This is a genomic window from uncultured Alsobacter sp. (genome assembly GCF_945952055.1).
Lineage (GTDB): Bacteria > Pseudomonadota > Alphaproteobacteria > Rhizobiales > Beijerinckiaceae > Alsobacter.
Map to the genome: position 1 here is coordinate 179,284 of NZ_CAMFHB010000005.1, position 22,656 is coordinate 201,939.

20 protein-coding genes are annotated in these 22,656 nt (G+C 69.2%); 7 read left to right on the plus strand and 13 right to left on the minus strand.

Features of this window, described 5'->3' with window-relative positions; all coding sequences use genetic code 11:
* From Q0Q47_RS06020 to Q0Q47_RS06035, 4 genes are all read right to left on the minus strand, one after another.
* Positions 1–993: an ABC transporter permease gene (locus tag Q0Q47_RS06020; RefSeq protein WP_293855979.1), complete on the minus strand. Its 993-nt coding sequence runs from the start codon at positions 991–993 to the stop codon at positions 1–3.
* An 83-nt stretch (positions 994–1,076) separates the two neighbouring features.
* A complete protein-coding gene (locus tag Q0Q47_RS06025; RefSeq protein WP_293855891.1) occupies positions 1,077–2,660 on the minus strand; it encodes an ABC transporter substrate-binding protein in 1,584 nt (527 codons plus the stop codon).
* 94 nt (positions 2,661–2,754) lie between these two features.
* Positions 2,755–4,416: an iron ABC transporter permease gene (locus tag Q0Q47_RS06030; RefSeq protein WP_293855894.1), complete on the minus strand. Its 1,662-nt coding sequence runs from the start codon at positions 4,414–4,416 to the stop codon at positions 2,755–2,757.
* A complete protein-coding gene (locus tag Q0Q47_RS06035) occupies positions 4,416–5,489 on the minus strand; it encodes an ABC transporter ATP-binding protein (RefSeq protein WP_293855897.1) in 1,074 nt (357 codons plus the stop codon). The genes Q0Q47_RS06030 and Q0Q47_RS06035 overlap by 1 nt, the downstream gene beginning before the upstream one ends.
* 138 nt (positions 5,490–5,627) lie before the next feature.
* On the opposite strand from Q0Q47_RS06035, the gene Q0Q47_RS06040 reads away from it, so the two are divergent.
* From Q0Q47_RS06040 to Q0Q47_RS06055, 4 genes are all read left to right on the plus strand, one after another.
* Positions 5,628–6,596, plus strand: coding sequence for an extracellular solute-binding protein (locus Q0Q47_RS06040; RefSeq protein WP_293855900.1), 969 nt, complete (start codon positions 5,628–5,630; stop codon positions 6,594–6,596).
* 9 nt (positions 6,597–6,605) lie between these two features.
* Positions 6,606–7,604 (plus strand): protein phosphatase 2C domain-containing protein, encoded by a 999-nt coding sequence (locus Q0Q47_RS06045; protein WP_293855903.1) that lies wholly within the window; start codon positions 6,606–6,608, stop codon positions 7,602–7,604.
* A 42-nt stretch (positions 7,605–7,646) separates the two neighbouring features.
* A complete protein-coding gene (locus tag Q0Q47_RS06050) occupies positions 7,647–8,798 on the plus strand; it encodes an amidohydrolase/deacetylase family metallohydrolase (protein WP_293855906.1) in 1,152 nt (383 codons plus the stop codon).
* Positions 8,799–8,876: 78 nt separating this feature from the next.
* Positions 8,877–9,119 (plus strand): PilZ domain-containing protein, encoded by a 243-nt coding sequence (locus Q0Q47_RS06055; protein WP_293855909.1) that lies wholly within the window; start codon positions 8,877–8,879, stop codon positions 9,117–9,119.
* Positions 9,120–9,237: 118 nt separating this feature from the next.
* Here the strand turns inward: Q0Q47_RS06055 and Q0Q47_RS06060 are convergent, their stop codons facing one another.
* From Q0Q47_RS06060 to ubiE, 9 genes are all read right to left on the minus strand, one after another.
* A complete protein-coding gene (locus Q0Q47_RS06060; protein WP_293855912.1) occupies positions 9,238–11,052 on the minus strand; it encodes an ABC-F family ATP-binding cassette domain-containing protein in 1,815 nt (604 codons plus the stop codon).
* A gap of 44 nt (positions 11,053–11,096) precedes the next feature.
* Positions 11,097–12,263: an MFS transporter gene (locus tag Q0Q47_RS06065; RefSeq protein ID WP_293855915.1), complete on the minus strand. Its 1,167-nt coding sequence runs from the start codon at positions 12,261–12,263 to the stop codon at positions 11,097–11,099.
* 12 nt (positions 12,264–12,275) lie between these two features.
* Entirely contained in the window at positions 12,276–13,649 is a 1,374-nt protein-coding gene (locus Q0Q47_RS06070) for a sodium:proton antiporter (protein ID WP_367278213.1), read from the minus strand.
* Between the two features lie 126 nt (positions 13,650–13,775).
* On the minus strand, positions 13,776–14,759 hold the full coding sequence (gene cysK, locus Q0Q47_RS06075; protein ID WP_293855921.1) for a cysteine synthase A: 984 nt from the start codon (positions 14,757–14,759) through the stop codon (positions 13,776–13,778).
* 106 nt (positions 14,760–14,865) lie between these two features.
* Positions 14,866–15,318: an Rrf2 family transcriptional regulator gene (locus Q0Q47_RS06080; RefSeq protein ID WP_293855924.1), complete on the minus strand. Its 453-nt coding sequence runs from the start codon at positions 15,316–15,318 to the stop codon at positions 14,866–14,868.
* A 51-nt stretch (positions 15,319–15,369) separates the two neighbouring features.
* On the minus strand, positions 15,370–15,822 hold the full coding sequence (gene dut / locus Q0Q47_RS06085; protein WP_293855927.1) for a dUTP diphosphatase: 453 nt from the start codon (positions 15,820–15,822) through the stop codon (positions 15,370–15,372).
* Positions 15,813–17,030, minus strand: coding sequence for a bifunctional phosphopantothenoylcysteine decarboxylase/phosphopantothenate--cysteine ligase CoaBC (gene coaBC, locus Q0Q47_RS06090; protein ID WP_293855930.1), 1,218 nt, complete (start codon positions 17,028–17,030; stop codon positions 15,813–15,815). The genes dut and coaBC overlap by 10 nt, the downstream gene beginning before the upstream one ends.
* Before the next feature lie 38 nt (positions 17,031–17,068).
* Positions 17,069–18,643, minus strand: a complete 1,575-nt coding sequence (gene ubiB / locus Q0Q47_RS06095; protein WP_293855933.1) for a 2-polyprenylphenol 6-hydroxylase — start codon at positions 18,641–18,643, stop codon at positions 17,069–17,071.
* Positions 18,644–18,653: 10 nt separating this feature from the next.
* Positions 18,654–19,430, minus strand: coding sequence for a bifunctional demethylmenaquinone methyltransferase/2-methoxy-6-polyprenyl-1,4-benzoquinol methylase UbiE (ubiE, locus tag Q0Q47_RS06100; RefSeq protein ID WP_293855936.1), 777 nt, complete (start codon positions 19,428–19,430; stop codon positions 18,654–18,656).
* 99 nt (positions 19,431–19,529) lie between these two features.
* Between ubiE and mutM the strand changes: the two genes are divergently transcribed.
* The 3 genes from mutM to rpsT all read left to right on the plus strand — a co-directional run bounded on the left by mutM (position 19,530) and on the right by rpsT (position 21,740).
* Positions 19,530–20,414, plus strand: coding sequence for a bifunctional DNA-formamidopyrimidine glycosylase/DNA-(apurinic or apyrimidinic site) lyase (mutM, locus tag Q0Q47_RS06105; protein ID WP_293855939.1), 885 nt, complete (start codon positions 19,530–19,532; stop codon positions 20,412–20,414).
* Positions 20,415–20,519: 105 nt separating this feature from the next.
* On the plus strand, positions 20,520–21,299 hold the full coding sequence (locus Q0Q47_RS06110) for an enoyl-CoA hydratase (RefSeq protein WP_293855942.1): 780 nt from the start codon (positions 20,520–20,522) through the stop codon (positions 21,297–21,299).
* 174 nt (positions 21,300–21,473) lie between these two features.
* Complete coding sequence (gene rpsT, locus Q0Q47_RS06115) at positions 21,474–21,740, plus strand: 30S ribosomal protein S20 (protein WP_293855945.1); 267 nt, start codon at positions 21,474–21,476, stop codon at positions 21,738–21,740.
* Positions 21,741–22,656: the final 916 nt, after the last annotated feature.

Sequence of the window (22,656 nt, forward strand, 5' to 3'; positions counted from 1 at the left end):
TCAGCGCGTCCTGGCGTCGAGGACCTTGTAGAGGCGGTCCGTGATCAGGTTGATGGTGACGAACAGCGTGCCGGTCAGCAGCACCGCCCCCATCACCACGTTCATGTCGTTCATCGTGAGGCCGCGGGTCAGGTACTGCCCGAGGCCCGGCCAGCCGAACACGGTCTCGATGAGCACCGCGCCGTCGAGCAGCCCGCCCAGCGTCAGCGCCACGATGGTCAGCAACTGCACGCGGATGTTCTTGAACACGTGCCGCCAGACGATCTGGAAAGTGGAAAGGCCCTTGGCGCGGGCCGCGACCACGTATTCCTGGTTGAGCTGCTCGAGCACGAAGCTGCGCGTCATGCGGCTGATGTAGGCGACCGAGTAGTAGCCCAGGAGCAGGCCCGGCAGCGCGATGTGCGAGACGACGTCGCGGAACATGTCCCAGTCGCGGGCCATGGCGGTGTCGAGCAGCAGCAATCCGGTGACCGGCTCCATCATGCCCTCGTAGAACACCGAGAGCCGGCCGGAGGCGTCCACCCAGTGCAGCTTGGCGTAGAACAGCAGCAGCGCCATCAGGCCGAGCCAGAAGATCGGCACCGAATGGCCCGCGAGCCCGATGATGCGGGCGACGTGGTCGATGGGCTTGCCGCGGTTCACGGCGGCGACGATGCCGAGCGGCACGCCGATGAGCACGCCGGTGACGACGGCCACCATCGCGAGCTCCAGCGTCGCCGGGAACACGTGGGCGAGATCGGTCAGCACGCTGTGGCCGGTCGTCGCCGAGACGCCGAGGTCGCCGCGCAGCACCTTGCCGAGATAGGTCAGGAACTGCTCCCAGACGGGACGGTCGAGGCCGAGTTCCTGGTAGACCCGGTCGTAGGTCGCCTTGTTCACCTCCGCGCCGGTGATCGCCAGCACCGGGTCGGCGGGCAGGAGCCGGCCCATGGTGAAGGTCAGCAGCAGCAGCCCCAGGAGCGTGAGGACGATCGACAGGATCCGGCCGGCCACGCGGCCGAGGACGGCGAGACGCTCGCTGTGATCCTCGGCCCCGGCTTCATCGGCCGGAGCCTGTGAGGGCCGGCTCGCGGCGCTCACTCCTTGGTCACCGAGGCCCAGCGCGTCGACCAGGTCTGGTGCCCGAAATAGCCCTTTACGTTGGCGCGGATGACGTAGGGATCGGTGCGCTGGAAGAGGACGATGAGGCCGGGATCCATCTCGCGGTAGCGCTTGTCCATGTCCTCGAACAGCGCCTTGCGCTTGGCCGGATCCGTCTCGGCCTTCGACTGGTCGACCATCTTGGTCAGCTCGGGCGCCTCCTGCGCCACGCGCCACAGGTAGTACGCGCCGAGCTTGGCGGCGTCCCGGTTGTCGGGGTTGTAGGCGTACTGCACCGCGGTGCCGAAGGGATCGGGCAGGCGCGCGCCGGAGTTGCCCATCAGCACTTCGAAGTTCCGCGCCCGGAAGTCCGGCGTGTGCTCGCCGGGGACGAGCTCCAGCTCGATGCCGGCCAGCTTGGCGGAGGCCTGCAGCGCCTCGGTGTTCTGGAGAAGCGCCGGCCCCGACGGGAAGAGCTTTTTCTTGAGCCCGTTGGGATAGCCCGCTTCCGCGAGCAGCTTCTTGGCGAGCGCGGGGTCGTACTCGTAGCCGGGCAGCGGGTTGGCGGGCGCACCGACCATGCCCTTCGGAATGATCGACTGCCAGGGATAGCCCGCGAAGCGCATGCTGGTCTGCGCCAGCGCCTTCCAGTCGAGCACGTGCTGGAAAGCCCGCCGCACGAGCGGCTTGGCCAGGTCCGGATCCTTGGTGTTGAGCGCGATGTAGTAGAAGCCGAAGCCCGGCACCTGGTCGATGACGACCTTCTCCTTGGCGAGCGCCTCGAGGTCGCCGGCCCCGACATACTGGGCGACGTCGATGTCGCCGGCCATGAGCTGCAGCCGCAGGCTGCCCGATTCGGGCACGTGGCGCATGATCACGCGCTTCATGGCCGGTGCCCCGGCCCAGTAATTGGCCCGCGATTCGGTGATCAGGATGTCGTTCGGCCGCCACTGGATCAGCGAGAAGGGGCCGCTCGGCGCGGCGTTGCCCTTCAGCCAGTCACGCGCCAGGTCGCCGTTTTTCTCGTTCTTCAACGCCACCTTGCTGTCGATGATGCCGAGCGAGGAGCCCGCCAGCGAATAGATGACGAGGTCCGTCGCCACCGGCTCCGGCAGCTCGACGACGAGGGTGCGCTCGTCGGTGGCGCGGATGAACTTGTCGACGTTCTCGGGGGTGTAGCCCCACAGCGCGACGTCGGTGGAGCCGACCTGCGCCATCTTGATCACGCGACGGATCGACCAGGCCGCGTCCTCGGCCGTGATGGGGTTGCCGCTGGCGAACACCGCGCCCTTGCGCATCGTGAAGGTGATCGTCCGCTTGTCGGGCGACACGGTCCAGCTCTCGGCCAGCATGGGCCGGATGGTCTGCATGTCGTTGGGCGCGATTTGGACGAGGTTGTCGTAGAGGTTGGAGACGACCTCGGACACCGTGCGGGCGTTGATGGCCGCCGGGTCGAGCGAGGGCACCGCCGACAGGTCCGTGCCGATCACGAGCATGTTCGGCGGGGAGGCCGCCTGCGGGGCGGTGGCGGTCGACGCCAAGAGCGCCAGCGCCAGTCCTGCTGCCCAGATGTGCCTCATGATCGTTCTCTCCCCGGATGCCATTTTCGTCTGGTTGTCCGACAATGGCGTCCGGCGAGGGGCAGAGGCAAGCCCTCTTTTGCCCCCCGGAAGGCTAGAGAAGTGAGCTCTGCTTCCGGCCGGAGAGCAGGAATGCGCCCAAAACGGCAAGAACTGTCAGGCCGAGCAGGATGGTCGAGAGCGCCGAGGCGAGGCCGTACTCGCCGTCCAGGACCGCGAGATAAATGCGCACCGGCATGGTCACGGTCGCCCCGACATAGAGCACCAGCGACGACGACAGCTCGTTCATCGCCGTGACGAGGCTCATGAGCGCGCCGGCGAGGATGCCCGGGCCGATCAGCGGCACGGTGACCCTCAGGAAGGCCTTGGCGGGCGAATAGCCGAGGCTGATCGCCGCCTCCTCGAGACTCGGACTGAGCTGTTTCAGGGCGGCGGCCGCGGAGCGTGCGGAGTAGGGCAGGCGGCGGATGAAGACCGCCATGACGATGACGAGGCCGGTTCCGGTCAGCTCCAGCGGCGGGCCGTTGAAGCGGGTGATGATGGCGATGCCCATGACGATGCCGGGCACGACGTAGGGCACCATCAGCATGCCGTCGAGCGCCGCCGTTGCCGGCTGCGGCCGGCGCGCGATCAGGTAACCGATGAGGGTGCCCATGACCACGATGGCGACGACCGCGAAGCCCGAATAGACGAGGCTGTTGACGATGGGCTTCGAGACGGTGGCGATGACGCGCTCGTAGCTCTGGAGGCTGAGCCCGGGCTGGAACACCGGTCCGCGCGTCGCGCGGAAGGAGAAGGCCACCGCGGTGATGGCCGGCAGCGCGCCGACGAGCACGATGGCGTAGGCGGCCGCGTGCAGGCCGACGTTCTTCCATCCCGTCGCCTTCACGACGAAGGGCCGGCGCATCAGGTTGCCGCCGTAGACGTCGCGGCGGGTGAGGCGGCGCTGCAGCAGAACGAGCCCCATCGACAGGATGATCAGCACCATCGACAGCGCCGAGGCCATGCCGGGATTGCCGCCCACCTCGCTGCCGAACAGCGTGAAGGCCTCGGTCGCCAGCACGTTGAAGTCGCGGCCGATGAGGCGCGGTGTCCCGAAGTCGGCGATGGACAGCACGAAGGTGAGCAGGGCCGCCGCGGTGACCGAGGGCAGGATCAGCGGAAACGTCACCTTGAAGAGGCGCTGCACGGGAGAGAGCCCGAGACCCTCGGCGGCCTCCTCCACCGAGCGGTTCACCGCCGAGAGCGCCCCGGAGGTGATGAGGAAGACGTGCGGGAAGAACTTGAAGGCGAACACCAGGATGACGCCCGTGGCGCCGTAGATCGTGGGGATGTCGATGCCCAGGGAGGCGAAGCCCTGCCGGACCACCCCGTTGGCCCCGAAGAGCACGATCCAGGCATAGGCGCCGATGAAGGGCGGGGACACCAGGGCGATCACGGCCAGCGTCTGGATGACGATACGGCCGCGAATGGCATAGCGGGTGACGATCAGCGCCAGCGACACGCCCAGCAGCAGGGCGCCGGTCATGCCGCCCAGACCCGCGATGAAGGTGTTGGCGATGGCCCGCCGGTAGCTCTTCAGCGTGAACACGTCGGCGTAGTTGCCGATCGTCCAGGCGCCCGTGTCGTTGTCGTGCAGGCTCGCCGAGAGCACCGACCACAGCGGCCATACGAGCAGGGCGAGCATGATGGCCCAGGCGACGCCCAGCACCACCAGCCAGGGATCGAACCCGTGGCGCTTCGTCGGGGCCAGCATCACGCGGCCTCCGCCGGGGCCACGTCGCCGGCGGCGCTGCACACGAGGATCTTGTCGTAGGGCAGCTTCACGCGGATCGGGCGGCCTTCCATGGCCAGAAGTTCACGGGTCGGGTCGGCGACCTGGGCGAGCAGGTCGCCCGCCTCGGTGCGCAGCGTGTACTGGGCCTCGCGGCCGAGGAAGACCACCTTGCTCACCACGGCGTCGAAATCGACCCCCGGACGGCCCTCCCCCAGCGCTCCGATCAGCACGTTCTCGGGCCGGATCGCCAGGTCGAAGCCGTCGGCGGCGGGCGCGGCGAGCTGAAGCACCTGCGAGCCGAGCCGGACGCGGCCGCCGTCGCGCGCCGCCTTCAGGAAGTTCATCGTACCGACGAAGGCGGCGGCGAAGCGCCGGCGGGGCGCGTGGTAGACGTCGAACGGGGATCCCACCTGCTCCGCCACACCCTTTTCCATCACGCAGATCCTGTCGGAGATGGCGAGCGCCTCCTCCTGGTCGTGGGTGACGTAGATCGTGGTGATGCCGAGCCGCCGCTGGATGTCGCGGATGTCCTCGCGCAGGTCGATGCGCAGCTTGGCGTCGAGGTTCGACAGGGGCTCGTCCATGAGAAGCAGCCGTGGCCGGATCGCCATGGCCCGCGCCAGGCCGACGCGCTGCTGCTGGCCGCCGGAGAGTTCCGAGGGAAGGCGGGCGGCGAGGCCGTCGAGCCGCACCATGCGCAGGCCCTCCTCCACGCGCGCCTTGATCTCGGCTTCGGGAAGCTTGCGGGCGCGCAGGCCGAAGGCGACGTTCTCGGCCACGGTCAGGTGCGGAAACACCGCATAGTCCTGGAACACCATGCCCACGTCCCGCTTGTGGGCCGGCAGGCGGTCGATCCGGTCACCGTCGACCGTGACCTCGCCGCGGTCCTGGCCCTGGAAACCGGCTATGATGCGCAGCAGCGTGGTCTTGCCGCAGCCGGACGGCCCCAGGAGGGTGAAGAACTCCCCGCTCTCGACCGTGAGGTCGACCCCCTTCAGCACGCGGACTTCACCGAAGCTCTTCTCGACGGCACGGATTTCCAGACGGGACACGGTCGTTTCTTTTCCTGCTCGGGCCGGGGTGTCGCGGTGACGGTTGCACGGGGCAACCGTCACATTGCATGATTAGTGTCACATTGCAGGATCCCGGTCGAACCGGGCAAGGCGTGAACAGGACCAGGGAGCAAGGTGATGAAGGCAGTTTTCGTGGCGGGGCTTCTCCTCGCGGCGGCGGCGACGGGTGCCGTGGCGCAGGACAAGCGGGTGGTGGTCTACACGGCCCACAACAGCAACATCATCGAGCTCCTGCAGCCGCGCTTTGAGAAGGAGACCGGGATCAAGGTCGATCTCGTCAAGGCCGGATCCGGCGACATCATCAAGCGCGTGCGCGCCGAAGCGGGCTCGCCCAAGGCCGACGTGATCTGGAGCATCGGCGGCGAGTCGCTCGAGGACAACAAGGACCTGCTCGCCTCCTACGCGCCGAAGGACGCCGCCGTCCTCAACAAGGCCTACACGGTCAGCCCCGAGTGGCTGCCCTACACCGGCATCATGGCGGTGTTCGCGGTGAACACGAAGCAGCTGAAGCCCGCCGACTATCCCAAGAGCTGGAAGGACCTCGCCGACCCCAAGTGGAAGGGCAAGATCTCCTCGGCCCGCGCCGACTCGTCGGGCTCCTCGTTCCAGCAGCTCGGCACCGTGCTCACCGCCTATGGCGACAAGGGCTGGGACACCTACAAGGGCATCCTCGCCAACTTCGCGCTCTCCGACAGTTCCGGCGCGGTCGTCCGCTTCGTGAACGACGGCGAAGCGCTCGTCGGCCTCACGCTCGAGGACAACGCCCTCGAATACGTCCGTAACGGCGGCAACGTCGCGATCGTCTATCCGGAGGACGGCACCTCGACCGTGGCCGACGGCATCGCCATGGTGAAGGGCGGCCCGAACGTCGAGAACGGCAAGGCCTTCGTCGACTGGCTGCTGTCCAAGCCCGTGCAGGAAATCCTCGTGAAGGAGATCGGCCGGCGCTCGGTGCGCACCGACGTGAACGCCGCCGGCCTGAAGCCGATGAACGAGATCAAGCTCGTGAACTACGACATCAAGGCCGCGGCCGCGAACCGCAACGCCTGGATCGCGACCTGGAAGAAGGCGCTCGCCGACCGCTGATCGAACGTCATGCTGATCGAGGCCTTCACGCAGGCCAAGGATCCATCGGCACCGCAAGCCAACGAGGACCGGCTGGTCATCCTGCCGGGCCTCGCCTTCGCGGTGATCGACGGCGCCACGGCCCGCAACGGCTCGCGCTACGACGGCATGCTGTCGGGACAGTATGCCGCCGTCACCGTCAAGGCCGCGCTGGAGAGGATCCTGAGTGCGCCGGACGCCCCGCTGGGCGACGGCCTGGCGATCGTGCGCGCGGTGACCGACGCCCTGGCCGCGGCCTATCGCCGGCACGGCATGCTGGAGCGTGCCTTCCACGAGCGTGAGAACCGCTTCTCGGCGACCATGGCGCTCGTCACCCTCCACGACGGGGTCGCCGACGTCACGCTCGTCGGCGACAGCGGCATCCGCATCGGCGGCAAGGTCGTGCAGGTCGAGAAGGACCTTGACCTGATCACCGCGACGCTGCGCCAGCAAGCCTGGTCCGTGATCGCGGAAACGACGCGCGACCCGGTGCTCATGGAGAAGGTCGCGCGCCAGGTGACCTGGCACGGGACGTCCCAGGCGCCCGAGCCGCTCGCGCCCTGTCTGGACGCGCCGAAGCTCGCGCGGATCGAGGCGCTCGCGGTCGCCGCCAACGAGCGCAGGCTGCCGCACGTTCCGCGCAAGGACATCGAGACCCTCGTGCGCGGCGGCATCGTCAATGCGCAGGGCGGCTTCCAGAACGAGCCGGGCGAGTGCCTGGGCTATTCCTGCATGGATGGCTACGCCGTTCCGGAGACGCTCATCCATCGCGAGCAGCTTCCGCTTTCGGGCCTGGAGACCATCGAACTGTTCAGCGACGGGTATTTCGCGCCGGGCGTCGGCTTCGGCGTGGCGTCCTGGGAGGAGGCCTTCGCTGACGTCGAGCGGGAAGACCCGAGCAAGACCGGCCGCTATATCTCGGTGAAGGGCTCGGTCGGCGGCGTCTTTGCCGACGACCGGACCTATCTCGGGGTTCGCCTGGACCCCTGACCCCCCTGACCGGACGCGTGGCGTCCGCCTGAGGAACGCGACATGGCTTTCGATCTCATCCTGCGTGGCGGTCGCGTGATCGACGCGGCCCAGGGCCTCGACGCCGTCCTCGACGTCGGTTTCGCCGACGGCAAGGTCGCCCAGCTCGGGCCTTCCCTGTCGGCGGAGGGCTGCCGGTCGGTCATCGACGCCGCGGGACGGATCGTGACCCCGGGGCTCATCGACCTGCACACGCATGTCTACGACGGCGGGACGTCGCTGGGCGTGGACGCGATGCGCCTCTTCCACGAGGGCGCGGTGACGACGCTGGTCGACACCGGCAGCGCCGGGGCGGGCAACTGGAAGGGCTTTCGCGAACACGTCATCGAGCGCGCCCCGGTGCGCATCATCGCCTACCTGAACATCTCCTTCGCCGGCATCTACGGCTTCTCGAAGCGGGTGATGGTGGGCGAATCCGGCGACATGCGGCTGATGGCGCCCATCGACACGGTCGCGGTGGCGCAGGCCAACCGCGACATGATCGCCGGCATCAAGGTGCGCGTCGGCAAGAACGCCAGCGGCTTTTCGGGCGTGGCGCCGCTCGACATCGCGCGGCAGGCGGCCGAGCAGGCCCAGATGCCCATGATGGTCCATATCGACGAGCCGCCTCCCATGCTCGCCGACGTGCTGGCCCGGCTGCGCAAGGGCGACATCCTCACCCATTGCTTCCGGCCTTTCCCCAACTGCCCGGCGGGGCCGGACGGGCGGGTGCTGGACTGCGTCCTCGAGGCGCGCTCGCGCGGCGTGATCTTCGACATCGGCCACGGCATGGGCTCGTTCTCCTTCGCCATCGCCCGCACCATGCTGGCCAACGGCTTCCCGCCGGATTGCATCTCCAGCGACGTGCATGCGCTGTGCATCGAAGGGCCCGCCTTCGACCTGCTCACCACGATGTCGAAGTTCCTGTGCCTGGGCATGCCGCTGGGCGAGGTCGTCCGGCGCGCCACGCTGGAGCCGGCGAAGGCGCTGGGGCGCGACGACATCGGGTCGCTGAAGCCCGGCAGCGCGGGCGATGCCTCGATTCTCACGCTGGACGAGGGACGCTTCGGCTACGTGGACTCCACCGGCGAGGCCCTCGACGGCGCGCACCGCCTGTCCGCGGCGGGCGTGGTGCTGGGCGGCGTCCATCACCCGGCGGGGCGGCGGGTGTCCTGAAACCCCGGTTTTTCGCCGTGTGATTCAGCCGATGTTCACGCCTTGGTGGCCATCTGGGACCAGAGACCCCGGTGTCCCATGTCCGCATCCAACCGCCGCCATCCGCGCCTCGACGTCACCGCGCCGGCCTGCGTCTTCGCCGGCGGCCAGCTCTATCCGTGCGTGATCCGGGACATGTCGCGCGGCGGCGCGCGCATCGAACTCCCGGCGGGCATCGACCCCGGCAAGGCCTTCGCCCTGTTCATCGGCGGCAGCGACGTGCCCTACCAGAGCCAGGTCGTGTGGAAGCGCGACCGGGAGCTGGGCATCAAGTTCGTCTGACCAGGCCGATCCCGCTCCATCCGCCTGCCGCCCGCGGCGGCTCTGTCTGGCGTGTGCGGCCACCTCTCGACCGTCCGGCCCAGGGACCCACGCCGCCGGTTCTCCCGGCGGCCGACGCTCACCCCTCGATCTCTTCCCGCAGCATCTCGAGGCGCAGCCATTCCTCCTCGGCGGCGGCGAGGTCCGCCTGGGCCTTGCCCGCCGCGTCGGTGAGCTTGGCGAAGGCCGCGGGATCGCGGGTGTAGAGCGCCGGATCGGACAGCTTCTCCTGGATGCGCGCGATGTCGGCGGTGAGCTTGTCCATCGTCGCGGGCAGCGTCTCCAGCGCGTGCTTGTCCTTGAAGGAGAGCTTGCGCTTGGCCGCGACCGCGGCCGGCTGCGGATCCGGAGCCTTTGCCTTCGGCTTCTCGCGCGCAGCCGGGCCGGCCTTCGCCGTGACGCCTTCGCCGCGCTGGACGACCATGTCGCTGTAGCCGCCGGCATACTCCTGCCAGCGCCCGTTGCCTTCCGCCACGATCACCGAGGTGACCACCCGGTCCAGGAAGTCGCGGTCGTGGCTGACCAGGATCACCGTGCCCGGATAGTCGGCGAGCGTTTCCTGCAGGAGGTCCAGCGTCTCGAGGTCGAGGTCGTTCGTCGGTTCGTCGAGAACGAGCAGGTTCGAGGGCTGCGCCAGCGCGCGGGCGAGCACCAGCCGGCCCCGCTCCCCGCCCGACAGCACGCCGACGGGCGTGCGGGCCTGCTCGGGCTGGAACAGGAAGTCCTTCATGTAGCTCATGACGTGCTTGCGCTGGCCGGCGACCTCGATGGTGTCCCCGCGCCCGCCCGTGAGCGTGTCGACGAGGCTCACCGCGGGATCCAGGCTGGCGCGGCTCTGGTCGAGGGTCACCATTTGCAGGTTGGCGCCGAGCTTGATGACGCCCTCGTCGGGCGCCAGCATGCCCGTGAGCAGCTTCACCAGCGTCGTCTTGCCCGCGCCGTTGGGGCCGACCAGGCCGACGCGGTCGCCCCGCAGGATCCGGATCGAAAAGTCGGTCACGATCGGCTCGGGGCCGTAGCTCTTGGCGATGCGCTGGGCCTCGACGACGAGCTTGCCCGAGACGTCGGCCTCGCTGACCGCCAGCGTCACCGAGCCGGCCGCGCGGCGCCGGTCGGTGCGCTCCTGCCGGAGATTGGCGAGTTCGGCCATGCGGCGCACGTTGCGCTTGCGCCGGGCCGTGACGCCGTAGCGAACCCAGTGCTCCTCGGCCTCGATCTTGCGGTCGAGCTTGTGGGCGTCCTGCTCCTCCTGCGCGAGCACCTCGTCGCGCCAGGCTTCGAAGCCGGCGAAGCCCTTCTCCATGCGCCGCGCCCTGCCGCGATCGATCCAGACCGTGGCGCGCGACAGGGTCTCGAGGAAACGCCTGTCGTGGCTGATCAGCACGAGGGCGGAGCGAAGCCCGCGGATCTCGTTTTCCAGCCATTCGATGGCCGGGAGGTCGAGGTGGTTGGTGGGCTCGTCGAGCAGCAGGATGTCCGGCTCCGGCGCCAGCACGCGCGCCAGCGCGGCGCGGCGGATCTCACCGCCGGACAGACGCGCCGGGTTCTCCTCGCCGGTGAGGCCGAGTTCGCCCAGCAGGTAGCGCGCCCGGTAGGACTCGTCGCCCGGGCCGAGACCGGCCTCGACATAGGCGAGCGTCGTCTCGAAGTCGCCGAGGTCCGGCTCCTGGGGCAGATAGCGCACGGTGGCGCCGGGCTGGACGAAGCGCGTGCCCCGGTCGGATTCGACGAGGCCCGCGGCGATGCGCAGGAGCGTCGACTTGCCGGAGCCGTTGCGGCCGACGAGGCACAGGCGCTCGCCCGGGGCGACCGAGAGTTCGGCGCCCTCCAGGAGCGGCGTGCCGCCGAAGGTGAGGTGAACGTCCTGCAGGAGGAGAAGGGGAGGAGCTGCCATCGGGCGCGGTTTGGCAGATCGGGCGCCGCCCGGCAAGCCGGCGCTTACTGGCGCAGCCGGTGCACCACGAGATAGATCGCATAGGCGGCGTTGACGAGGCCGATGAAGCCGAAGAGGGCGTCGGGACCCAGGTGGTCCATGGCCAGCGCGCCGACGACGGGACCCAGCACCGATCCGCTGCCCCAGAACAGCATCAGGCTGCTGCTCCAGGCCATGCGCTGGTCCGGCCGGGCGATGTCGGTCATGTAGGCTGCCGCCAGGGCGTAGAGCACGAAGGTGCAGCCGACCCACGCCCCCGTGAGCAGGGCTGCCGGCAGCTGCGCCATGCCCGGCGTGAGGGGTGCGGCCAGGGCCAGCGCGGCGCCCGCCGTGCTCGTGGCGGCCATGACGATCCGGCGATCCAGGCGATCCGAGAGCGGCCCGACCAGGATCTGGAAGACGATGCCGCCGGCCTGGATGGCGACCAGCGTCACCGCGATCCGCTCGACCGAGAGACCGCGGGCGAGGCCCCACACGGGGAAGAGGCTGACGGCGGTGACGGTGACCGCCGCATGCACGAACGACCCGAAGGCGGCGACGGGAGCCTGGCGGGGCAGGTCCAGGAGCCCCGACATGGCGCGGGCGCCGATCGCGGGCGGGGGTTCGCGGACGGCGGTGGGCACGAAGGGCGCCAGGAGGTACGCGCAGGAGGCGGCTGCCAGCAAGGCGAGGCCGCGCGGATCGGCGAGGGCGATCAGGAGCTGGCCCAGACCGAAGACCAGGCGGCTGAGCACCATGTAGGTCGAGAACACGAGGCCGGCGCGCCCGGGCGGGGCCCGGTCGGCGATCCAGGCCTCCAGGATCGTCATGTAGTGGCCCGCGGCGAGGCCCGAGACGACGCGCAAGGCCGTCCAGCCGGCGCCGGCCGGCACCAGCGCGAGACCGAGCGACATGGTCGCCGCGACGAGCGAGGCCACCGTCATCACCCGTCGCGCCGACAGCCGGCGGACCGTCTCGGGCGTCAGCAGGGTGCCGACGACGAAGCCGACCGAGTAGGCGCTGGTCACGAAACCGGCGAGCGCAGCGCCGGGGCTCTCGAGCGCGAGGCGGAAGGGGACGAGGGCCCCCAGGATGCCGGTGCCGAGCTGGTAGGTGTTGGCACCCAGGGTGACCAGCAGGGCGCTCAGCAGAGCGGCCCGGCCGGGCGGCGCAAACCCCGATCCCCTCGGCACCGTGCCCCAGCCTCAGCGAAAGAAGACGAACGTGACCAGGATGAAGGTCGGGATCAGTATCGCTCCGGACCACACCATGTAGCCGAAGAAGCTCGGCATCTTCACGCCCGCGCTTCGCGCGATGGCATACACCATGAAGTTGGGCGCGTTGCCGATGTAGCTGTTGGCGCCCATGAAGACCGCGCCGCAGGAGATCGCGGCGAGCGTCAGGGCCCCCTTGGTCATCAGGGTCTGGGCGTCGCCGCCGGCGAGCTCGAAGAACACCAGATAGGTCGGCGCGTTGTCCAGGAACGAGGACAGGCCGCCCGACAGCCAGAAATAGGCCGCGTTGTTGGGCGTGCCGTCCGGGTTGGTCACCAGGGCGACGAGCGGGGCGAAGGCGCCGGACGTCCCGGCCCGCAGCATCGCGAGCACCGGGACCATCGCGACGAAGATGCCGGCGAAGAGCTTCGCCACTTCGACGATGGGGCCCCACGAGAAACCGTTGGCGGCGCGGTGCTCCGACCGCGTCAGCTTCAGGGAGGCGAGGGCGACGCCGACGAAGACCAGATCACGGAGCAGATTCTGCCACTCCACCTCCACGCCGAAGACCCGGAACGCGACGCCCGGCTTCCAGGATGCACTGATCAGGATCGCGACGATCACGACGCCGATCAGCGCGAGATTGACCAGACCGCTGACCCGGATCCGCTTGTCGGGCGTGGGATCCGGCAGGGCCGTTTCGTGCCGGTACATCCAGCGGTCGAACAGATAGAAGACGGCGAGCACAATGGCCCCCGCGAAAGCGGCTTCGGCGGCCAGGTGCGTGGTGGTCCAGAAGAAGTCGACGCCCTTGAGGAAGCCCAGGAACAAGGGCGGGTCGCCGAGCGGGGTCAGGGCGCCCCCGAGGTTCGAGACGATGAAGATGAAGAACACGAAGACGTGGGCATTGTGCCGACGGTTGTCGTTGGCCCGGATCATGGGCCGGATCATGACCATCGAGGCGCCCGTCGTCCCGATGAAGCTGGCGAGCACCGCTCCGATCGTCAGCATGAGCGTGTTCGTGGCCGGCGAGCCGTGAATGTTGCCGCTGATCAGGATTCCACCGGCCGCCGTGAACAGGGCGAGCAGGAGCAGGATGAAGGGCAGATACTCCAGCAGCAGCGTGTGGGCGAGCGTCTCGAGCGTCAGCCCGATGCCGTGCGTCAGAGCGAGCGGCACGATCACCAGGCCCGCCCACACCGCGGCGATCTTGCCCTGGTGGTGCTCCCACAGGTGCGGAGCCATGAGCGGAAACAGGGCAATCGACAGCAGGATGCCGGCGAAGGGCAGCGCCCAAACGGCTCCCAGCGTCGCTCCGTTCAATCCGTCGGCCGCAAAAGCCGGGGCCGCGGCGCCCGCGGCCATCAAAAAAATGCTGAAAAACACAAGTGAACGCATGGTCCAGCCCTCCCCCGTGGCCAGACATAGCGTGTTTTCCGCGAATGTCAGCAGCGGCGTGGCTCTAGGCCACGCCGCCGCCGACAGGTTCGATCAGAGGCCTTCGAACAGCGCCGTCGACAGATAGCGCTCGGCGAAGGAGGGGATGATGATCACGATGTTCTTGCCGGCAGCCTCGGGACGGCCGGCGATCTCCAGCGCCGCGGCCACCGCCGCGCCGGACGAAATGCCGACCGGAATGCCCTCGACCCGGGCGAGCTGACGCGCCGTCTCGAAGGCGGTCTGGTTTCCGACCGTGATGACCTCGTCGATGATCGACCGATCGAGCACGTCGGGAACGAAGCCCGCGCCGATGCCCTGGATCTTGTGCGGGCCCGCCTGGCCTCCGGACAGGACCGGGGAATCCTCGGGCTCCACCGCGACGACCTTCAGCGAGGGCCGGCGGGGCTTGAGCACCTGGCCGACGCCGGTGATGGTGCCGCCGGTGCCGACGCCCGAGACGAACCAGTCGACCTCGCCCTTGGTGTCGTTCCAGATCTCCTCGGCCGTCGTGCGACGGTGGATCTCCGGGTTGGCCGGGTTCTTGAACTGCTGCGGGATGATGGAGCCCGGCGTGGCGGCCTTGAGCTCCTCGGCGCGGGCGATGGCGCCCTTCATGCCGAGCGGCGCCGGGGTCAGCTCGAGCTGGGCGCCCAGCAGCGCCAGCATCTTGCGGCGCTCGATCGACATCGATTCCGGCATCACCAGGATGAGCTTGTAGCCGCGCGCCGCGGCCACGAAGGCCAGCGCGATGCCGGTGTTGCCCGACGTGGGCTCGATGAGCGTCGCACCGGGCTTGATGGCCCCGGCCGCCTCGGCGGCCTCGATCATGTTGACCCCGATGCGGTCCTTGACGCTGGCGATCGGGTTGAAGAACTCCAGCTTCGCCAGGAGGTTGGCCTTGACCCCGCGCTCCTTGGCCAGCCTGTCGAGGCGCACGATGGGGGTGTCGCCGATCGTCTCCGTGATGGAGCCGTAGATGCGGCCGCGGCCAGGCACGTGGGCCGGAGCGGACGACTTCGGGCTGGGATTCGTCATGGGACCGTCTCCTGTCGTTCTTGTGGCCGGGAGCCATGCGCGCCCATCCCGGTGGGATGATCGAGCAATTCCCGGCCTTCCAACGATAATAGGATCTATCTACGCCCTAGATCGTGAAATCCGCAACAGCCTTGCCGTCCTTGAACACGCCGCCCGCGTCCGCATGGCGGCACAGGTCATCGACGGTGACGGAATCGAGCTGCTGCAGGAAGGACCCGCCCGCCTTGGCGACCATGGGCCCGATCACGTCGTCGACGAGCTTCGACTCGGGCACCGGCGGCATGGAGTCCTCGCCCGTCGAGGCCATGGCGGCGCGCACGATGTCGCCGGCGGTGATGCGGCGACGCTCGCGGGCGATCTCGTAGCCGCCGCGCGGTCCCCTGACACCCTTCAGGATGCCGGCGCGCACCAGGGCCTGGAGCATCGTCTCCAGATGCCGCGGAGGCAGATTGTGGCGGGTTGCCAGATGCTTGGCCGCGACCGGCGAGGGCCTGGCGTGGAGCGCGATATCGACGACGGCGGCAATGGCCAACAGACTGCGCCGCGACAGCAGGATCATGGTCTTCCCCCTCCTCATGCCGCCGTCGCGGTGTTCCGCTGGCAGCGACCGTCACACTCCGGTCGAGCCGTAACCGCCGGTGTTCCGGTCCGTCGCCGCGAGGGTCTCCACCTCGACGAGTTCGACCCGGGTCACGGGAGCGATCACGAGTTGGGCGATCCGCATGCCGCGGACGACCGTGAACGGGTCGGCGCCATGGTTCACGAGAACCACGCCGACTTCGCCCCGGTAGTCCGCGTCGATCGTTCCCGGAGCATTGAGGACGGTCACCCCGTGCTTCAACGCCAGGCCCGATCGCGGGCGGACTTGCCCCTCGAAACCAGAGGGAAGGTGGAGTTTCAGTCCTGTAGGGACAAGAGCCCATTTCCCATTTTCGATCGTGATTTTTTCTTTTTCGCCGATCGCGGCGCTGAGATCGAGGCCGGCGGCCTCCGACGTGGCATAGGCGGGAGCCGGCAGCCCTTCGGCGTGGGGCAGCCTGACGAAGGAAACGCTCACACCCATCGGCTCTCTCCCAGTCCTTCCGCGATGCGCCGGGCGAGCGCGCGCGCCACCTCCGTCTTGCCCATGGTCGGCCAGGATTCCACCGCGTCGCGCGACACGATGTGAACCGTGTTGCTGTCGCCGCCCATGACGCCGCTGGCCGCGCTGACGTCGTTGGCGACGATCCAGTCGCAGCCCTTGCGCGCCAGCTTCGCCTGGGCGTGCGCGATGACCTTCTCCGTCTCGGCGGCGAACCCGACGACGAGGCCGGGGCGCCCCTGCGTCAGGCGGGCCACCGTCGCCAGGATGTCGGGGTTCTCGACCATGGCGAAGCTCGGCGGTCCCGATCCGTCCTTCTTGAGCTTCTCCTGGCCCTCGCGGTCCACCCGCCAGTCGGCGACGGCCGCGCAGAAGACGGCGGCGTCGACGGGCAGGGCCGCTTCCACCGCCGCCAGCATCGCCCGCGCGGTCTCCACGTGCAGGGTCCGCACCCCCGGGGGATCGGGGATGGTGACGGGCCCCGACACCAGGGTCACGTCGGCGCCGAGCGCGGCGCAGGCGGCCGCGATGGCGTGCCCCTGCTTCCCCGACGAGCGGTTGGCGATGTAGCGCACCGGGTCGATGGGCTCATGGGTGGGGCCCGAGGTCACCAGGACGCGGCGGCCGGCGAGCGGCCTGTCGCGACCCTGGTCCAGCATGGCGATGGCGGCGGCGGCGATCATCTCCGGCTCCGCCATGCGGCCCGGGCCGAACTCGCCGCAGGCCATCTCGCCGTCGTCGGGGCCGACGAAGGCGATGCCGTCTGCCTTGAGCTGCGCGACGTTGCGCCGCGTCGCCGCGTGCTCCCACATGCGCACGTTCATGGCGGGGGCCACGAGAACCGGCTTGTCCGTCGCCAGAAGGGCCGTGGACGCCAGGTCGTCCGCGAGGCCGTGGGCCATCTTGGCCATCAGGTCGGCGGTCGCCGGCGCCACCACCAGCAGGTCGGCGTCCCGCGACAGCTCGATGTGGCCCATCTCCGCCTCGTCCGTCAGGCTGAAGAGGTCGGTGTAGACCTTGTCGCCGGTCAGGCTTCCCGCCGAGAGAGGGGTGACGAAGTTCTGCGCCGCGCGCGTCAGGATGCAGCGCACCGCGAGCCCTCGCTTGCGCAGGGCCCGGATGAGCTCCAGGGCCTTGTAGGCGGCGATGCCGCCGCCGACGATCAGCAGAATGCGGTTGGTGGCGGTCATTGACGCCTCCCGAGGGCTGGACCCGACGCTCTCAACCATCAATGCCAGAAGCGCACGAGCATCGCGAGCAGGATGGCGGCGATGACCCAGAGCGCCGCGTGGCCGGCCCTGGCCCGCCGTGCCTCGGCCCGCCCGATGGCGCCGACGCTCTCGGGCGCGAGCGGGAAGCCCTTCTCGGCCGCCTCCTCCAGCGCACCGACCAGGCGCTCGGCGCGCCCGACGAGGGCGGGGACCTGGCCCAGCATGGCGGCGAACGCGACCGCCCCGCGGCCCGCGTCCTCGATCCGGCCGCGCGGACCGAGGTTGCGCTCGATCCACTCGCGCACGACCGGCTCGGCCGTCTTCCACATGTCGAGGCGCGGATCGAGGTTCCGGCCGACGCCTTCCACGACCACCATGGTCTTTTGCAGCATCACCAGCTCGGTGCGGGTGCGCATGTCGAACAGGGCCGTGATCTCGAAGAGGAGCGTCAGCAGCTTCGCCATGGAGATCTGGTCGGCCGTGCGGTCGTGGATCGGCTCGCCGACCGCCCGGATGGCCTGGGCGAAATCCTCGACCGAATGGCTCGCCGGCACGTAGCCGGCCTCGAAGTGCACCTCCGCGACCCGACCGTAGTTGCGGGTGATGAAGCCCAGCAGGATCTCCGCCAGAAAGCGGCGCTCCTTCGGACCCAGGCGGCCGGTGATCCCGAAGTCGACGGCGCAGACCCGGCCCTGCGGGTCGACGAAGAGATTGCCGGGGTGCATGTCGGCGTGGAAGAACCCGTCGCGCAGCGCGTGGCGCAGGAACGACTGGATCACGATGGCGCCCAGCGCCACGCGGTCGTGCCCGGCCGCCTCGATCTGGTCGAGGGCGTTGAGCGGGATGCCGTCGATCCATTCGAGCGTCAGCACGTCGCGCGCGGTGCGCTCCCATTCCACCGTGGGCACGCGGAAATCGGGGTCGTCCCGGGTGTTCTCCGCCATTTCGGACAGAGCGGCGGCCTCCAGCCTGAGGTCCATCTCCATGGTCACGGAGCGGGCGAGCGTCTCGACGACGCCCACCGGCCGCAGGCGGCGGATCTCGGGGAAGAAGCGCTCCAGGGTGCTCGCGGCGAAGGCCATGGCGGCGAGGTCCCGGCGGAACCTGGCCCGAACGCCGGGCCGCAACACCTTCACGGCGACGGTGCGCTCGCCGTCGGGGCCGGCGACCGTGGCCTTGTGGACCTGGGCGATGGAGGCGGCGGCCATTGGATCGCTGAGCGAGGAGAACACGGCGGAGAGCGGCCGTCCGAAGGACGCCGAGATGATCGCCTCCGCTTCCGACCGGGGGAAAGGCGGCATCCGGTCCTGCAGGGACTCCAGGTCGCGCGCCACCCGGACGCCCACCACGTCGGGCCGGGTCGCCAGGAACTGGCCGAACTTGACGTAGGAGGGTCCCAGCCGGGTGAGGGCCTTGGCCAGCCGCTCCGCATTGTCGCCCGCACCCGGGCGCTCGATGCGGCGGGCCAGCCAGAGGCCGAGGCGCGGCAAGGCGGGCAGCTCGCCCGGATCGACGAGACCGAAAGCCCCCTCGCGGGCCAGCACGAAGCCGACGCGGACGAGCCGCACGGCATGGACGATGGCGTTCAGCACCTGGCGCGGCTCACAGCTTCCAGCCGGAGTGGAGGCGGACGATGCCGCCCGTCATGGCCCGGTGCGTGACCCGGCCGAAGCCGGCCTCGCGGATCATGCGGGCGAAGGTCTCCGCCCGGGGGAACTTGCGGATCGACTCGACGAGGTAGCGATAGGGCTGGCCGTCGCCGGTGACGACCTTGCCGAGCGCCGGCACGGCCGTGAAGGAGTAGGCGTCGTAGATCGTCTCCAGCAGGGGCACGTCCACGTGCGAGAACTCCAGGCACAGGAAGCGCCCGCCGCGGCGCAGGACCCGATAGGCCTCCGACAGCGCGACGTCGATGCGCGGCACGTTCCGGATGCCGAAGGCGATGGTGTAGCTGTCGAAGCTCTTGTCGGGATAGGGCAGCGCCTCGGCATTGCCCTCGACGAAGGTGATGCGGCCCTCGCAGGAGGCCGGCGTACGCTCCTCGCCCACGGCCAGCATGTCGGCATTGATGTCGAGCACGGTGACGTGGGCCTGGGGCCCGGCCGCCTCCAGCACGCGGAAGGCGATGTCGCCCGTGCCGCCGGCCACGTCGAGATGGGCATAGGGACGGTCGCGCGGCGGGCGCAGGGTGGAGACGAGCGCGTCCTTCCAGGCCCGGTGCAGGCCGGCGGACATCAGGTCGTTCATCAGGTCGTAGCGGCGCGCCACCTTGTGGAACACGTCGTCGACGAGGTGCTGCTTGCCCTCGAGCGGCACCGTGGAGAACCCGAAATGGGTGTCCTGCGGCTCCCGCCGATCCTCGCCTCGTGTCGAACTCATGATCGCTCCGTCGCCCCCGTTCGGGCGCGGACCATAGCGCGCCGGCGCCGGCCGCGCTATGCGTCGAACCCGCCATCCCGAGACCAGCGAAGCTTGACCATGCCGGAGCTGCCCGAAGTCGAAACCGTCCGCCGCGGCCTGGAGCCCGCCATGGTCGGCGCGCGCCTAGAGCGCGTGGTCGTCCGGCGGCCGGACCTGCGCTTCCCCTTCCCTCCGGGCTTCGCCGAGCGGCTCACCGGCCGCACGGTGGAGGCGCTCGGGCGGCGGGCCAAGTATCTCGTCGCCGATCTCTCGGGCGGGGACGTGCTCGTCATGCATCTCGGCATGACGGGCCGGTTCACCGTCAGCGGAGGGCCGGGCGGCACCGTCAGCCCCGGCGCGTTCCACCATCAGGCGGGCGGCGACGCCGTGCACGACCATGTGGTCTTCGGTCTCTCGAACGGGCACGCCATCACTTACAATGACGCGCGGCGCTTCGGCTTCATGACTCTGGTGCCCCGCGCGACGCTCGCCGAGCACCCCCTGTTCAAGGGCCTTGGAATCGAGCCGCTCGGCAACGCGCTCGACGGAGCGCTTCTGGCCGGCCTCTTCGCCGGAAAGGCCGCGCCGCTGAAGGCGGCGCTTCTCGACCAGCGCCTGATCGCGGGGCTCGGCAACATCTACGTGTGCGAGGCGCTGCACCGGGCCGGGCTGTCCCCCAAGCGGGCCGCCGGCACGCTGGCCACCAAGGCCGGCGGCCCGACGGCGGCCGCCCGGCGGCTCGCCACCGTCATCCGGGAGGTGCTGGAGGAGGCGGTCGCCGCGGGCGGCTCCAGCCTGCGGGACTATGCCCACACCGACGGTTCGCTGGGCTACTTCCAGCACACGTTCCGGGTCTACGACCGGGAGGGCGAGCCCTGTCCGACACCCGGATGCAAGGGCGTCGTCCGGCGCCTGGTGCAGTCCGGCCGCTCCACCTTCTTCTGCGGAGTCTGCCAGCGCTGACCGCGCCCGCTGGTGCGGGGATGCCAAGGTGCGGCCCTGCATGTCTCGCCATTGCGCGGGCGCGCCGCCTCGGCTAGCCGTGGGCGACGAACCGGGAGGACCCTGATGAGCACGACCTACGAGACCATCATCGTCGAAATCCGTGGCCGCGTGGCTCTGGTCACGCTCAATCGGCCCCAGGCCCTCAACGCGCTCAATTCCACGTTGGTCGGCGAACTCAATGTTGCGCTTGACGGCTTCGAGAAGGACCCGGGCATCGGCTGCATCGTCATCACCGGCTCGGAGAAGGCCTTCGCCGCCGGAGCCGACATCAAGGAAATGCAGGACAAGTCCTATCCCGACACCTATCTCGAGGACTTCATCACGTCCTGGGACCGGGTGGCCGGGCGCCGCAAGCCGATGATCGCGGCGGTCGCGGGCTTCGCGCTCGGCGGCGGCTGCGAACTCGCCATGATGTGCGACTTCATCCTGGCCGCGGACACCGCCAAGTTCGGGCAGCCGGAGATCAAGCTGGGCGTGATGCCCGGCGCCGGCGGCACGCAGCGCCTCACCCGCTTCGTGGGCAAGTCGAAGGCCATGGAGATGTGCCTCACCGGCCGCATGATGGACGCGGTCGAGGCGGAGCGGTCCGGCCTCGTGTCGCGCGTCGTGCCGGCCGCCGATCTCGTGGCCGAGGCGCTGAAGGCGGCCGAGCAGATCGCCGCCATGTCGATGCCCATCGTCATGATGACGAAGGAAAGCGTGAACCGCGCCTACGAGACGACGCTGGCCGAGGGCATCCGCTTCGAACGGCGCGTGTTTCACGCCATGTTCGCGACGGCCGACCAGAAGGAAGGCATGCGGGCCTTCGTCGCGAAGGCGAAGCCCGACTTCAAGAATCGCTGAAACCGGGGCGGGACATGCGCCGGGACCGTAACGGTCATTGACGCTGCCGCGGACCGGCGCTATAAGCCCGGCCACACAAGAGCCGGTCGGCGGCGTCCGCACCGGCTTCATGTTTTTCGCAATCACCTGCGCCTGCTCCGATCCGCGGATGCGCTGGCGCCATGAGGACGACCGATGGCCAATACGACTTCGGCGAAGAAGGCGACCCGCAAGATCGAGCGTCGCACCGCCGTGAACCGCGTCCGCCGCTCGCGCATGCGCACCTTCGTGAAGAAGGTCGAGGAGGCCCTGCGCGCCGGCGACAAGGCCGCGGCTGCCGAGGCCTTCAAGGCGGCTCAGCCCGAGATGATGCGCGCCGCGCAGAAGGGCGTCCTGCACGCCAACACGGCGTCCCGGAAGGTCTCGCGCCTCGCTCAGGCGATCAAGCGCCTCGGCGCCTGACACCACCGTTTCACCCCCATCGGGTGATGTACGAAGCCCGGCCGCAAGGCCGGGCTTTTTGCTGTTCTGAGCCCCCCAAACGACAGTTGCAGCATTGCCGCACCCTGTTTCGTTTCGCCGAATTGGCGAGAGCGCGGGCTCCTTTCGCGCTTGACTCCACAGCCTCGAATTCGGTGGCGGAACGGGCCCTCGGACCTCCCGAGGCGGACAAAATTTTGCGTGTAGTTGCCGGGAGTTAGAAGCCAAGCGTCGCGGCGCCGGTGGAATCGCGGTCCTGTCGTCCAACCGTCATTCGGAGCGCGAAAAAATTATCCGGCCGGGAACCGCGAGGAGGGCGCCGAAAAGGCCTTAAGGAATCCGTAACGCTTCCAAGCCTTTGCCCTCGAAGCGCCGGAGCACGGCCGAGATCGCGGTCGGTGGCGGGGCGCCTCCGCGGGCTTGGTCGTGTTGCACCCCCCGGGGGGGCTGTGTAAGTTCGACTTGCCTCGGGGCGGCGCTCCAAGGTCTCAACCAAAGGTAAAGAAGGTTTAATTCCCTTTCGGGGGAGCGTGTCTTCTTTTGCCTTGCTCTTACCTGCTTGCGGCGGGTGGTGTGTCAAGTTGGGACACTGGTGCAAGTCTGTGTTGTACGGTCGGTGCTCAATGTGGAGTGCGACCCGCGACCGGACGCCGGGGTGACACGTTGCAGACACCCGATCCGGGAATCGGACGGGTACAGGGGGCCTCGATTATGACTGACGACTATCTGTTGTTCCGTTTTTTCGTGATGTCTCGTTGCGTTCCCGTCGTGTCCGGTGCGTCCCAGGGATCGTCTCGTTCCGGCGGGTAAGCGGTCCCGATCCACACCGCATCTTCCCCTCTATCCATTCATCACCGATCGCGCTCCGCCCCGGCCCTGCCGGCGGCGTGAAGTGCTG